Origin of the sequence: Shewanella sp. Scap07 (assembly GCF_013394145.1) — a bacterium.
GTDB lineage: Bacteria > Pseudomonadota > Gammaproteobacteria > Enterobacterales > Shewanellaceae > Shewanella > Shewanella waksmanii.
Map to the genome: position 1 here is coordinate 4,652,557 of NZ_CP041329.1, position 12,122 is coordinate 4,664,678.

Consider the following 12,122-nt stretch of genomic DNA (forward strand, 5'->3'; position numbering starts at 1 on the left):
GGACACATAATTTTGAGACAGCATGGTCAATAAATTAAGAGGTCGATATTAAGTCTAAAAAATCACATAAGAGTTATCCACAAGCATTTAAAGATGAAGCCGTATTGATGGCCCTAGAACAAGGTTATAGCTTTGCTGATACAGCAAAGTCTCTTGGGGTTAACAGGAGCCTGCTTTACAACTGGAAGGAAAACACCAAGCCCAGCAACAGGCTATTGCTCAAGAAGAGCCTGAACGTGATGGACTGAAAAGATTGCGTCGAAAAAACAAAGAATTACGCATGGAGAAAGAAATAAAAAAAGCAAGCACTTTCTTTGCGAAAGAGATGAAGTAAAATTTCGCTTCATCAAACAGCACTCAAACCTGTTCCCTATAGCACTGTTATGCCGCGTAATGAATGTGAGTAAGTCAGGCTATTACGATTGGCATAAGCGCCCTGTAAACGTGATAAACCTTGAAACACTGAAGCTTTATCGCCTCGTTCGGCAGCTATTTAGGCAAAGTCGTGGCAGCTTAGGGAATCGTGAAATGGTGAAGAAATTGCGCAAGGAAGGCTACCAGGTTGGTCGCTATCTCGTTCGTAAAATTATGTACCGACTTCGACTCAACGTAACCCAGCGGCGTGCTTATAAGGTGACTACACAGTGAAAACATTTAGATGTTGTGGCTGACAACCTGTTAAACATGAACTTTAACCCTGTATCAGCTAATCAGATTTGGGCAGGTTACGAGACGTATTTATAGACGGGTGAAGGCTGGATGTATTTGGCTGTGGTGATGGATTTACATTTACGTCGGATTGTGGGATGGCACATAGACAAACGAATGACCACAGATTTGATATCGAAGGCATTGATGAAAGCCTACAATCTGCGTCAACTGGCCAGAGGGCTGGTATTTCACAGTGACCGAGGCTCACAATATACCAGCAAGCAATTCGGTAAGCTGTTATCGACTTATGGTATTCGAGCCAGTATGGGAGATGTGGGTGCGTGTTGGGATAATGCCGTAGTGTAACGTTTCTTTGGTAGTTTGAAACACAATTGGATTTTTAAAGTTCCTCAACCAACAAGGGAGTTCATAAAGCAAGATGTGGCTGATTACAAGAAATATTATAACTTAGAGCGACTTCATTCTACTAATGGTGACCTGTCACCTGTGGAATTTGAAAATTCTCAACTAAAAGTGTCCAATTTGGGTTGACCAGTACAAATGTTCGAGTTGGTAAAGGCTGGATAACTTGAATGGTGGTCGATACTGGGCTCGAACCAGTGACCCCCTCCTTGTAAGGGAGGTGCTCTCCCAGCTGAGCTAATCGACCTGGGATACATAGTGTTTTAATTCTTTATAAAAAGAATGGTGGTCGATACTGGGCTCGAACCAGTGACCCCCTCCTTGTAAGGGAGGTGCTCTCCCAGCTGAGCTAATCGACCTGGGATACATAATGTTTTAATTCTTTATGAAAAGAATGGTGGTCGATACTGGGCTCGAACCAGTGACCCCCTCCTTGTAAGGGAGGTGCTCTCCCAGCTGAGCTAATCGACCTAGCTGTGAAAGGGCATTATAGAGAAAACGATAATCTAGTCAATATACTATTCTCAAACATCCAAAAAAGAATTGAATTTTTGGAGGATAAGGGCTTTGTTCTCAAACGCACCACCCAGCATATCCGACAATCGTAAAACGAGTGGCTTTACGCCGCCCGCTCATTTATTCAAATTCAATCTTATTCTCCCTAATCTAACTAAAACACAATTTAAACCCTACTTTCTCGGTCGAACCAGCCGCGCCATTCTTTGCCGTTAATCACAAACTGTGGGGTGTAGACTTGGCCGGTGTTTTTGGCGTTAAGATGATCGTATTGGCGCTGGCTAAACGCGCGTTGGCTGTAGGGATCTTTCCAGCCGATGTAGTTCCAGTAGCTTACATGAAACGCCAACGGAAATAGGGTTTTCCATAACTGATTATGGTCACGAAAACTTGATAACCATTGCTCTGCAGGTGGACAACTGCTGCAACCTTGTGAGGTATAAAGCTCAACAAAATAAGGTCGATAAACACTGCTTTGTTGATTAAATTCGCCTAGCGAGGCTGCTCGCAATGGCTGGGACATCAAAAAGCCACTGCAAAACAGCACCAATAAATAAATTCGCAGGCTGCTTACACTATAATGCCGCCAGTTTTGACGAGATGACAAACTACACGTTTGGGGGATTGGGGCAAACATAATCGCACTCTTGCTAGGCTTTGTAATATAGACCTAACACGGCGCGTGGATCTTTCAGTCTAACTCGTATCGTTGGCCGGTAAAATTAGCCCATATAGTTGCCCCGCATAGCTCGCCAATCACACAAACCTAAGCCAATTAGCCTGCGCTTGATATACGAGCTGCTCGGCTTGTCGTTAATTGTTGATAGCCATATAACAGCGCCGCTGCGACCGATAACACCATTATCCAACTCCATAATGGCGCTAAACCTAAGTTGATTGCCTGAAAGCCCACTATCGCACTCAGCGCGGCAATCATGGCAAACGGCAGCTGAGTCACTACATGGGCATGGGGCGCACAACCTGAACTGGTGGCACTGATCACACTGGTATCTGATATGAGCGAGCAATGGTCACCAAATACTGACCCGGCCATTACCGCACTGAGTACTGGCAACATCAGAGTTTGATCTACCGCCTGGGCAATTTCAGCACCTATGGGGATCATAATGGCAAAGGTGCCCCAGCTAGAGCCTGTGGTAAAAGCCATCACCGCGCACAGTACAAAACAGCCCGCAACCAAAATGTGGCTCGATATAAATTGCTCGGCCCAACTGGCCAGCAGCTTAGCCACACCTAAATCGGCGATAACAGCGCCAATCATCCAGGTAAACAGTAAAATGGCGATAGCAAAGCTAATCACTTTAATGCCTGCCACGGTATCGGTTAGTAATTGGGTTAAGCTTCGCCCGGCAAACTTTAACATCACCACTGCAATACCTGTGGCTAGCAAACAGGCATCACGCATGGCAGCGCCGATATCTGCCGCTGTAAGCCATGCAGCAAGCTCGTTTGATGTGGCATTAGCCGCGCCCGACCACAAGGTGAAACCAATCGATGCTAACAACAAACTCGCCATGGGCACACCCAATAACCACGGGCTGCCTGCGGCCACCTCTGTAGACGCATCAGCATGATTTGCATCCTCTGTTGCTGATTGCGAGGTTTCTGCATTTGCCGCTTTAGGGTAAGTAAAACCAATGCCAAACCACGCTATCAGCAATGACAACACAATCACCGTAATGGCGTAAAAGTTAAGCTGAGCAATGGCAATAAAGGACTCAAGCGGTGATAACGGCATCAGGGTAATGCCGGCCAAAATCGCCATCACATAAGGCCCCCAGCTTGAAAAAGGCAGTAACGAACATAACGGCGATGCGTTAGAGTCCACCAGATAGGCAATTTGCTCTTTGCTCATTTGATAACGCTGGCTCAATGGCTGGCATACATGGCCCACCGCTAAGCAACTAAAAATACCATCAATAAATACCACCCAACCCAGCAGCACTACGCCAATGCGTGCTTGGCGACCACTTTGAATGCGATGATACAACCAGTCAGCAAAAGATTTAACTGCGCCGCCTCGGGCCAGCAATTGCGTCATAACCCCTAACAGCACCATCGCCGCCAGCACATTTAAGTGCCACGCTTGCCATTGGCCGTTGGCATAAAATTGCTGCCAAGCCGTGCTCGATAAATAGTGAATGCTTTCGAGTGGATTGAAACTGCTTAAGATAAGGGCGCCAGAAACAATACCCACGCCTAAGGCCACTAATGTTCGGCGTAATACCAAAGCCAACACTAAGGTTAATAACAGCGGCGCGAGCATTAAAAGATTGGCCAACATGGCTGCGACTCCGGTAGGCACGATTAACTCAGCAAATAGTACTGAGTGACTGGCACCTCAGTGCGTTAATCACTGTAGTGCCGGTTACGTTACGCGTGTGCTCGACTAGCTTAAGTGTTGTTGCAGTGCCGCTTGGTTTTCAAGCAGGCTTTTGTACAGGGTAAACTGATTGGCAGCGCGCTCTAAATTATGGTTTTCATGATGAATATTAAAATACACATCGCCATTAAGGTGATCAGTTAAAAAGCGCACGCCAATCATCAAACAGATAATTTTAGCCCCCAGCCATAAACTTTGACGTTCAGCTTCGGTAAGAATGCTGCTTAATTCGCTCAAATACCCTTGGCATATCGCAGCAAAAATGGTTTCACGCACCTGTACATTACTGAGGTTGGTTGAGTCTTCCTCTTCTGGCGAGCAAAAGGTACGTACCATGTCGCCAAAGTCATACATCAAATGCCCTTTCATGCAGGTATCTAAGTCAATAATCGCCATGCTCGACATATCACGCTTATCAAACAACATGTTGTTGATTTTAGTGTCGTTGTGGCAAATACGCTTTGGTAGCTGTGGCTCAATATCAGCCAGTTCTTGCAATAAACTTTGTTGAGTCAGGGCAAAATCCACCCAAGCTTGGCAGTCATGTAAACGTTGTTGGCCATTGCTAGCAACCGCTTGCTCAAGCTGCTGAATACGCCCAGGTAAGTGATGAAACTGTGGGATCACATCTTCAATTTGCTCAGCATCAAAATCACTCAATGCTTGCGAAAAATGGCCAAAAGCTTTGGCTGCGGCTTGGGCTTGTTGCTCGTCGCCTACTACATCAATACTGTGACTGTTGGGTAGGTAATTGATCGCTCGCCAAAAACCCTTGTCGCCTAAATCTATAGCGAGTTCATTAGCTTGAGTCATGAGCGGCGACACGACTTTAAGTTGGTACTCAGCTTGCTGGCGTTTTTCCCGCAGGTGTTGGGCAATTTTTTGGGCATTATTAACCAAAGCAAATGGCGTTTTAAAGACCTCGGTATTGATACGCTGCAGCACCATTTCACCATGCTGGCCGCGTACAAGAAAGGTATCGTTAATATGTCCATTTCCTAGCGGTGACACTTTGGCCTCAACTTCAATGCCAAAATTCGGCAGTACATGCTGCTTTATAAAATCAATCACCCAACAACTCCATTAATTTTTGTTTTACCTCAGCCACATCCTGAGGATAGGTCACACCCAACCATGTTTGGGTTGCCGTGCTGACCCCTATTTTAAACACATCACGTGTTTCTTTTGCTCCATCCATGGCACTTTGCACCACAGAAGGTAAATAACATTCGGCAGTGGCACTATTGGCATTGGCGCTAACAAAAGCCAACAACTGCTGTTCTAGCACCGAAAAAATACTGCTGGTAAAGCCCCAACAGGTCATAGATACCAGCGCATCGGCTGACAGTTGCTTTACTTGGCCAGCAAACTCGCCGCTACATGTATCAGACGCCAAAGTCGGGCGAATGTTCAACCATTCTTGCACAGAGCGCAGCTCGCCATTTTCAACCTGGCAAACTCCACGATTAACGCCGCCGTGTTCAGACAAGGTATTACGCAAACGATACGCTACCATTTGCCACTGTTCCGGTGCAGATTTAAATCCTGCGGCTAATAGCTTAAATGCATCTTGGCCGTAATAATCATCCGCGTTAATCACCGCCATTGGTCCAGATACATGGTGGCGAGCGCACCATAGCGCATGGGCCGTGCCCCAAGGCTTAGTTCTGTGCTCGGTATTTGCAATAAACTGTTGCCAGCCATCGGGCAAGTCATCCATCGCTTGATAGCAAAATGCAATTGCTATTTGCCCAGCAAACATCGGCGCTAAACTGGATTTGAGTTCTTGTTCCAGCTCAGGACGGATAATTAACACCACTTTGCTAAAACCTGCTGCAATGGCTTCGCGTACCGATAGCGCCAATAAGGTTTCACCATTGGGGCCAAGTTGAGCAAGCTGCTTGTCGCCACCAAAGCGACTGCCCATGCCTGCAGCCATAATCACTAAGGTTAAGCCACCGCATTTAGGCATAAAGTGTTGAGACATTTAATCTTGCGCCATTAACTTATTTTCGATTAATCATTAACTTGCTGTACTTAGGCGCTTCAACCAAGGTTTATGCAGCGCTAGTCACCTCACGGTTTAGCTTACAACGGCATACTGCTACGCCATTACAGTGCTAACAAGCAAGCCCAGCAGTCTAATAACTTAACAGCATAAATGCTAGCGCGACTTATAAGTAGTCGATAAAGCCTGCACTTTTAGCCAGTGCTGCTTGGCTGCCTTTAAGGCTAAACTGATAGCCACACAGTTTTAAATTTCCGCGCATGGCAATATCGGTAATGATGGCCTGAGTATCTAACGGCGAAAACCGTGCTCGGGTAGCACTACTTGGAAGTAGCTCCACATTAATCGGCCGATAGCTGGCACCATTATTAAACTCCATGGCTTGGCAAGTTCTGTCGCCTTTAGCCGTTGCCAATGACCATAACTGTTGCGGCGCACCGCGCTCGCCCAGCCATTCAAGCAGCACTGCACCATCAGACAAAATCACGCTAAATCCATCGGGCATATCTGCTTTAGCATCAGCCTGAAATGCTACAGGTTCTATAGATTGCGGCTCAACGGGCTCCGATGCCAAAGTTTCAACCTGCTCGCTAGGCTTTAAAAGGCTCAGTACCACCACTAGCACCACAAGCGCAGCGCTGCTAATCATCAGCATTTTTTGTTTCACAGCTGACAGCGCTGACCAACGTCCTGCAAGTGCTTGCCAATTGATTTGCGCTGCTTCAGCCTCTTTATGGCTATCCAATGAGTCACCGCTTACCGCGCTAGTCTCAAAGTTAGCCTCAGTAACCTCTGTTACTTCACCATCTAATGTGGGTTCAACTCGGCGGCGCTCAGCACTACTATTTGACGGCGCTTTATGGCTATGGGGGCCAGCGTAGCCAAACTGATCAAATTTTACCGGCTTAGTGGTAGGCAATACCACTTGGGTTAACAGCGATACCGCTACGCCTAACAGGGCACTGACAATAACAAAGGCGATGCCTGCATCAAATGCCAGCGCACTCCAAAATAGGACTAGGGGTAGGGCCGGCAATAAGATAAACCAAGCAGGGTGTGCCACATGCTTAACGCGGCGTTTAGCGCTCAAAATAACCAATGCGATAACGGGTATTGCCACCACAAGAGTGCCAGCGTGCGCGCCAATTAAGCTAGTAACAATCAATAACACCACGTAAGCCAAGGCGTTAATCGCCATAAAACGATATTGACTATCAGTACCCGTTAAACAAAACAGCGATTTAATATGCATAACAGCGATCACCTAAAACATGCATGGAAAAGTCGATTAAACCCGATGGAGCTGAGCTGAAGATTAATGCGCTAGCAGATAATATGCTCCATCTTGGCTGTTTTTATACCATATACTGCTAGTTCGCCCTAGTCACTACGCTTATACAGAGGAACTAACACCCAATACTCACCCCGGTTCCTGTTAAATTGTGCATGCCAACAAGCAATTGATAAATTTTTGCCCTAACACTAGCTCAATAGATCTGCCAAGAGGTATAATGGGCCGCTATTATCAATTTCTAGCTTTGGACTCCGCACCATGACCGCTCGTGGCAACCTTTTTATCATTTCTGCGCCAAGTGGCGCCGGCAAATCGTCGCTTCTTTCTGCTATCTTAAAAGATAAGCCCGCTGATATGCAGGTGTCGGTTTCACACACCACTCGCCAGCCTCGTAATGGTGAAAACAATGGTGAACACTATCATTTTGTGTCGGTTGATGAGTTTAAAGCGCTAATTGATCAAGGTGCATTTTTTGAGTGGGCTGAAGTGTTTGGCAACTATTACGGCACCTCACGCCAAGTGATTGAAGCTAAACTGGCTGAAGGTGTTGATATTTTCCTCGACATTGACTGGCAAGGCGCACAGCAAGTTAAACAGATGATGCCAGAAGCCATTGGGGTATTTATTTTACCGCCCTCAAAAGCGGAGCTAGAACGCCGCTTAACCGGCCGAGGGCAGGACTCTGCTGAAGTAATTGCTGGCCGTATGGCGCAAGCGACTTCAGAAATTTCCCATTACAACGAATACGATTTCATCATCGTTAATGACGATTTTGAACAAGCACAAGTAGATTTAAAGGCGATTATTCGCAGCCAACGGCTTACTGGTGCTAGCCAAATTCACGCTCAAAATGATATGCTTAAAGATCTGTTGGCAGACTAACTGTCATAGTGTACAATTTTGCGTCATTTTTTCACCCATAAATACTGGAGTTCCATCTGATGGCTCGCGTAACTGTAGAAGACGCCGTAGAACAAATCGGCAACCGTTTTGACATGATTTTGGTTGCAGCTCGTCGAGCTCGCCAAATCGCTGTACAGGGTAAAGACCCTATGGTTGAAGAAGAGAACGATAAGCCAACCGTTATCGCACTTCGCGAAATCGAACTAGGTTTAGTGACTGCTGACACCCTTGATGCCGACGAGCGTCAAACTGTCCGCGAACGTGAAGCAGCTGAAATTGCTGCTGTTGCTGCCATCGCTGAAGGCCGCAACACTATATAAGGAGTGCCGCCACTTTGTATCTGTTTGAAGGTCTCAGGGAGTCTGCGTCAGCCTATTTAGAAGCTGAGCAGGTAGAATTACTCAAGCAGGCCTATCAGGTGGCGCGTGATGCCCATGAAGGTCAGATGCGCACCAGTGGCGAACCTTATATTACCCATCCGGTTGCGGTAGCCCGCATCCTGGCAGACATGCGTCTCGATCATGAGACGCTGATGGCTGCCCTGCTCCACGACACGATTGAAGATACCCCGGTAACCAAAGAAGAATTGGCCGAACGATTCAGTGAATCGATTGCCGAATTGGTTGAAGGTGTGTCTAAACTCGACAAGCTCAAGTTCAGAGACAAAAAAGAAGCCCAAGCGGAAAACTTCCGTAAAATGATGATGGCAATGACCCAAGATATCCGAGTCATTCTTATCAAGCTGGCTGACCGCACCCACAATATGCGCACCCTTGGGGCACTTCGCCCTGATAAACGTCGCCGTATTGCCCGTGAAACCTTAGAGATTTACGCACCGATTGCCAATCGCTTAGGTATTCACAACATTAAAACTGAACTTGAAGATTTAGGCTTTCAAGCCTACTACCCCATGCGCTATCGCGTATTAAAAGAAGTGGTCAAGGCCGCACGGGGTAATCGTAAAGAACTGATCCAAGGCATTGAAGCGGCCATCCATACCCGCCTAGAAGATACCGGATTAGTCGGCGCCGTTAAGGGCCGCGAAAAGAACCTCTATTCCATCTATAACAAGATGTGCAACAAAGAGTTGCAGTTCCAAGAGGTGATGGACATTTACGCCTTCCGCGTAATTGTTGACTCGGTCGATACTTGTTATCGCGTTATGGGTGCAATGCACGGTTTGTATAAACCTCGCCCTGGCCGTTTTAAAGATTATATTGCCATTCCTAAAGCCAACGGTTATCAGTCGTTGCACACATCACTATTTGGTCCCCACGGCGTACCGGTTGAAATTCAAATCCGTACCGAAGATATGGATCAAATGGCCGATAAAGGGGTGGCAGCACATTGGCTGTACAAAGGTTCAAGCTCTCAAGACCAAGGCACCACAACCCAAGTGCGTGCCCGCAAGTGGATGCAAAGCTTGTTGGAGCTGCAGCAAAGTGCCAGCACTTCATTTGAGTTTGTAGAAAACTTTAAAACTGAGCTGTTCCCAGAAGAAATTTATGTCTTCACCCCAGAAGGTCGAATTCTAGAATTGCCCGTTGGCGCAACTCCGGTCGACTTTGCTTATGAAGTTCATACCGATGTAGGTAACACCTGCGTAGGCGCGCGCGTTAATCGCCAAGCCTACCCATTGAGTCAGCCACTGATTTCAGGGCAAACCATCGAAATTATTACCGCTAAGGGCGCTAGGCCTAATGCGGCTTGGCTTAACTTTGTGGTAACAGGTAAAGCCCGCGCTAAAATTCGTCATCTGCTTAAGAGTCTTAAAGAGGACGACGCGGTTATCCTCGGCAAGCGCTTACTCAACCACGCGCTGGGTGAGAATAATATCGAAGATATTGATCCTAAACAGATTGAGAAAGTTGTCGCCGATACTAAGCATGACACCTTAGATGGTCTACTAGCAGATATTGGTTTAGGCAATGCCATGAGCATTGTTGTCGCTCAGCGTTTACGTGGCGACCAAGAAGTCGAACAGCACGAACATAAAGAATCCAACATGATGCCTATCCGTGGCGCTGAAGGTATGTTGGTTTCATTCGCGAACTGTTGTCGCCCTATTCCGGGTGATGCGGTGATTGCCCATGTAAGTCCAGGTAAAGGCTTAGTGGTGCACATGGAAAGCTGCGCTAACATTCGTGGCTACCAAGGCGAGCCAGATAAATATATTCCAGTACAGTGGGATAACGCTGAAGGCGTTGAATTCCAAGCCAACCTGCGGGTTGAAATTGTTAACCACCAAGGCGCGTTAGCAAAAATCACCTCGATTGTGGCGGCAGAAGGCTCGAACATTCACAACCTCAGTACCGAGGAGCGTGACGGCCGAGTATTCTTGATTAATTTACGAATTTCGGTGACCGACCGAATTCACTTGGCAAACGTGATGCGCCGCATCCGCGTATTGCCAGAAGTTTTGCGTACATCTCGTAATCGATAAGCAATCGCAGAAGATAATAACGGAGAGTTTCATGGCTGAAAAAACAATCATCGCTACCGATAAAGCCCCGCAAGCTATCGGCACTTATTCTCAAGCTGTTAGAGTGGGAGACACTGTCTACCTATCAGGTCAAATTCCACTGAATCCACAAACAATGGAGATGGTGAGCGATGAATTTGAAGCACAAGTTGTGCAAGTGTTTGACAACCTAACTGCCGTTTGTGAAGCCGCAGGTGGTTCATTAAACGACATCGTTAAACTCAACATCTTCATGACCGATCTAAGCAACTTTGCGACGGTTAACGAAATTATGGGTCGTTATTTCAGTCAGCCTTACCCTGCCCGTGCAGCGATTGGCGTTAAGCAACTGCCTAAAGATTCGCTAGTCGAAATGGACGGCGTGTTAGAGCTATAAAGCCTAACACTCAGTATTAAAGGGCGCATAAGCGCCCTTTGTTATTTTTACTCGTGACTGTTAGCCCAACTTGTTGACCACACTGAAATAAAAAGACTATGAGCCCCGAACGTTTACAGCGCATCAATCAGATGCTCGACAATCGTCAAACCGACCTGACTATCTGTTTAGATAAAGTTCATAAAACCAATAACATTGCCGCGGTTGTCCGCACAGCCGATGCCGTAGGCATCCACCAAATCCATGCGGTTTGGCCCGACATTGATATGCGCGTATCGGGTAACACAGCTTCTGGCAGTCAGCAGTGGGTTGGTACTAAAAAGCACTACCACATGAGTGAAGCAAAAGCCTGTTTTGATGCACAAAACATGCAAGTGTTAGTGACTAACTTCTCTGATACCGCGGTAGATTTTCGTGACATTGATTACACTAAACCCACAGCAATTATTATGGGTAACGAGCGCGACGGCGTCAGTGAAGAAGGTATCGCGATCGCTGACCAACACATAATTATTCCGATGATCGGCATGGTGCAGTCACTGAATGTCTCGGTGGCATCAGCACTCATTATGTATGAAGCTCAGCGCCAGCGGGAAATTGCTGGCATGTACGGTAAACGCACCCTAGATGATGCCTATTGCCAAAAAATGCTCTTTGAACAAGGCCATCCTATCTATGCTAAAGCTTGTCGCCGCAAAGGTATTCCTTACCCACGAGTAGACGAGCAAGGGCAAATTGCCGCTAATGAAGATTGGTGGCAGCGCATGCGCGCGCCAGACCCGAACGCCGAACCTGAATAGGCGCTCAAAGCGTAAAAAAGCCCGCATTGCCCATGCGATATGCTAGCTTGCTGTTACGTTAGCAGGCTAAAGCCCATGTTTTTTTTATCTTTTAAGCCACTATGTGTTTTGCTCAGTAGTGGCTTAACTTTATGCAGTAATAACCTACCTTGAGCGTGTTGAAGCCTACCTTACAGCCCCACTACATCTGGCTGTCATTTATAACACTATGATGACAATTCAGGGCTTTGTCCTGCAAATCAATTGTCATCATTTCTTTTATTCG

10 protein-coding genes, 3 tRNA genes and 1 pseudogene are annotated in these 12,122 nt (G+C 46.8%); 6 read left to right on the plus strand and 8 right to left on the minus strand.

The features are described 5' to 3' along the window. The first annotated feature begins 47 nt into the window (after positions 1–47). Positions 48–1,203 (plus strand): annotated as a pseudogene (locus FLM48_RS20480) (IS3 family transposase). Positions 1,204–1,245: 42 nt separating this feature from the next. Here the strand turns inward: FLM48_RS20480 and FLM48_RS20485 are convergent. The 8 genes from FLM48_RS20485 to FLM48_RS20520 form a co-directional block, all read right to left on the minus strand. Further along, positions 1,246–1,321, minus strand: a tRNA-Val gene (locus tag FLM48_RS20485). Positions 1,322–1,357: 36 nt separating this feature from the next. After that, positions 1,358–1,433: transfer RNA gene (locus FLM48_RS20490), tRNA-Val, on the minus strand. A 36-nt stretch (positions 1,434–1,469) separates the two neighbouring features. Then, positions 1,470–1,545: transfer RNA gene (locus FLM48_RS20495), tRNA-Val, on the minus strand. A gap of 211 nt (positions 1,546–1,756) precedes the next feature. Further along, the gene (locus FLM48_RS20500; RefSeq protein ID WP_179025946.1) at positions 1,757–2,227 is read right to left on the minus strand and encodes a DUF1223 domain-containing protein; all 471 of its coding nucleotides are present in this window, start codon (positions 2,225–2,227) and stop codon (positions 1,757–1,759) included. Positions 2,228–2,365: 138 nt separating this feature from the next. Next, positions 2,366–3,895 (minus strand): Na+/H+ antiporter NhaC family protein, encoded by a 1,530-nt coding sequence (locus FLM48_RS20505; protein ID WP_179025947.1) that lies wholly within the window; start codon positions 3,893–3,895, stop codon positions 2,366–2,368. A 105-nt stretch (positions 3,896–4,000) separates the two neighbouring features. Beyond that, the gene (locus FLM48_RS20510) at positions 4,001–5,065 is read right to left on the minus strand and encodes a phosphotransferase enzyme family protein (protein WP_179025948.1); all 1,065 of its coding nucleotides are present in this window, start codon (positions 5,063–5,065) and stop codon (positions 4,001–4,003) included. Then, entirely contained in the window at positions 5,058–5,981 is a 924-nt protein-coding gene (locus FLM48_RS20515) for an NTP transferase domain-containing protein (RefSeq protein WP_256870989.1), read from the minus strand. Before FLM48_RS20515 ends, FLM48_RS20510 begins: the two co-directional genes overlap by 8 nt. Positions 5,982–6,168: 187 nt before the next feature. Continuing rightward, positions 6,169–7,254 (minus strand): DUF805 domain-containing protein, encoded by a 1,086-nt coding sequence (locus FLM48_RS20520; protein WP_179025949.1) that lies wholly within the window; start codon positions 7,252–7,254, stop codon positions 6,169–6,171. A gap of 300 nt (positions 7,255–7,554) precedes the next feature. Between FLM48_RS20520 and gmk the strand changes: the two genes are divergently transcribed. From gmk to trmH, 5 genes are all read left to right on the plus strand, one after another. Beyond that, complete coding sequence (gene gmk, locus FLM48_RS20525) at positions 7,555–8,178, plus strand: guanylate kinase (RefSeq protein WP_179025950.1); 624 nt, start codon at positions 7,555–7,557, stop codon at positions 8,176–8,178. A 59-nt stretch (positions 8,179–8,237) separates the two neighbouring features. After that, on the plus strand, positions 8,238–8,519 hold the full coding sequence (gene rpoZ, locus FLM48_RS20530) for a DNA-directed RNA polymerase subunit omega (RefSeq protein ID WP_028773472.1): 282 nt from the start codon (positions 8,238–8,240) through the stop codon (positions 8,517–8,519). A 14-nt stretch (positions 8,520–8,533) separates the two neighbouring features. Continuing rightward, on the plus strand, positions 8,534–10,642 hold the full coding sequence (spoT, locus tag FLM48_RS20535) for a bifunctional GTP diphosphokinase/guanosine-3',5'-bis pyrophosphate 3'-pyrophosphohydrolase (RefSeq protein ID WP_179025951.1): 2,109 nt from the start codon (positions 8,534–8,536) through the stop codon (positions 10,640–10,642). 31 nt (positions 10,643–10,673) lie between these two features. Next, positions 10,674–11,057, plus strand: a complete 384-nt coding sequence (locus FLM48_RS20540; RefSeq protein WP_028773470.1) for a RidA family protein — start codon at positions 10,674–10,676, stop codon at positions 11,055–11,057. A gap of 98 nt (positions 11,058–11,155) precedes the next feature. Next, positions 11,156–11,857: a tRNA (guanosine(18)-2'-O)-methyltransferase TrmH gene (trmH, locus tag FLM48_RS20545; protein ID WP_179025952.1), complete on the plus strand. Its 702-nt coding sequence runs from the start codon at positions 11,156–11,158 to the stop codon at positions 11,855–11,857. The last annotated feature ends 265 nt before the right edge of the window (positions 11,858–12,122 follow it).

Coding starts and splice junctions, on each gene's coding strand:
- FLM48_RS20515 (WP_256870989.1), bottom strand. CDS start 5,981: ATGTCTCAACACTTTATGCCTAAATGCGGTGGCTTAACCTTAGTGATT.
- FLM48_RS20520 (WP_179025949.1), bottom strand. CDS start 7,254: ATGCATATTAAATCGCTGTTTTGTTTAACGGGTACTGATAGTCAATAT.
- FLM48_RS20500 (WP_179025946.1), bottom strand. CDS start 2,227: ATGTTTGCCCCAATCCCCCAAACGTGTAGTTTGTCATCTCGTCAAAAC.
- FLM48_RS20540 (WP_028773470.1), top strand. CDS start 10,674: ATGGCTGAAAAAACAATCATCGCTACCGATAAAGCCCCGCAAGCTATC.
- FLM48_RS20505 (WP_179025947.1), bottom strand. CDS start 3,895: ATGTTGGCCAATCTTTTAATGCTCGCGCCGCTGTTATTAACCTTAGTG.
- rpoZ (WP_028773472.1), top strand. CDS start 8,238: ATGGCTCGCGTAACTGTAGAAGACGCCGTAGAACAAATCGGCAACCGT.
- trmH (WP_179025952.1), top strand. CDS start 11,156: ATGAGCCCCGAACGTTTACAGCGCATCAATCAGATGCTCGACAATCGT.
- gmk (WP_179025950.1), top strand. CDS start 7,555: ATGACCGCTCGTGGCAACCTTTTTATCATTTCTGCGCCAAGTGGCGCC.